Source organism: Vibrio sp. 1557 (genome assembly GCF_033340175.1).
Classification (GTDB): domain Bacteria; phylum Pseudomonadota; class Gammaproteobacteria; order Enterobacterales; family Vibrionaceae; genus Vibrio; species Vibrio alginolyticus.
This window is the reverse complement of the sequence record NZ_JAWOVZ010000316.1, coordinates 1-1,005: the sequence shown is the minus strand read 5'-3', so window position 1 is coordinate 1,005 and position 1,005 is coordinate 1. Positions and strand designations below refer to the sequence as shown.

The following is a 1,005-nucleotide window of genomic DNA, read 5'->3' as shown; positions in this document are numbered from 1 at the left end:
TCGGCTCTAAGTTCATTCGTCCCGTTTTTGTCACGGTCGTGAGCGTATTGGCGATTAAGCTGGCTTATGACGCTTGGTTTGTAGGTTTATCATGAACATCGAACAACTTTCGCAAAGTTTAGAACACATGGCGAATCAAGCCGCGACATTGGATCGCCAACGAGGAGAGCATCACGTTCCGTTGTTTGATGAACGTTTATTTAGCTGCCGTTCTCGCTCACTTACCCCTTGCGTAAAAGAAGCGAAATCGACACTGGACGCGATTATCCGAGAGCAAAACGAAAATAAGCTCACCGCTTTGCGCGCGGAGTACCTAACCGAACGACTCGTAGCGCAAATTGGCGCAATTCAGCGAGAGATTTCTACCACTAAAATTCGTAAGAATGAAATCAAGCATAGCAGCCACTTTCGCAAACCAATTAACGTGCTTTATCAAGAGCTCGCGCAGCACCAAGAATGGGCAAGACGCTTGCGAGAAATGGTGTTAGAAAAGGAACGCGCAGTGGAAACTGCACCTAGTTTTATGCGAGCTGAAGCTCAGAAAGTATTACTGGCGACAGAGCAACGTTTAGCTCGTTGTGAGGCAGCGCTTCTTAAACTAGAAAATCAAATTACACATAGGGAAAAGCACCAATAATGGCAGACCAACCAACCTCTCCTCTTGATGACGCGCCAGAAGAGATCAAGCTGGCCGTTGATTTGATCTACTTGCTTGAAACCAACGAGATTGATCCAGAAGTTGCGATTAAAGCATTGAAGATCGTACAAACAGATTTAGAAAACAAATTGAAAGCGCAGTAAAACGCGCTTTTTTCTTTTGTTGAGATTCATTTTCACTACGCTTTCAGAATGATACCATTCTAGAAAAATACGCCCTCAAAAGGATAAATAATGAAAGTAATCAGCTTTAACATCAATGGACTACGTGCGCGACTGCACCAACTCCAAGCGCTCATCGATAAACACCAGCCTGACGTTATTGGTCTTCAAGAGATTAAAGTGCAT

3 protein-coding genes are annotated in these 1,005 nt (G+C 44.2%); all 3 read left to right on the top strand.

Translation table 11 applies throughout. From position 1 onward, the window contains the following. Positions 1–91 precede the first annotated feature (91 nt). Positions 92–637, top strand: coding sequence for a primosomal replication protein (locus R7070_RS26745; RefSeq protein WP_025796135.1), 546 nt, complete (start codon positions 92–94; stop codon positions 635–637). Continuing rightward, the gene (gene rsmS, locus R7070_RS26740; protein ID WP_005456217.1) at positions 637–801 is read left to right on the top strand and encodes a pleiotropic regulatory protein RsmS; all 165 of its coding nucleotides are present in this window, start codon (positions 637–639) and stop codon (positions 799–801) included. The genes R7070_RS26745 and rsmS overlap by 1 nt, the downstream gene beginning before the upstream one ends. Positions 802–891: 90 nt before the next feature. After that, positions 892–1,005 (top strand): endonuclease/exonuclease/phosphatase family protein (locus R7070_RS26735; RefSeq protein WP_195744596.1); only part of this gene is annotated, 114 nt, incomplete at its 3' end.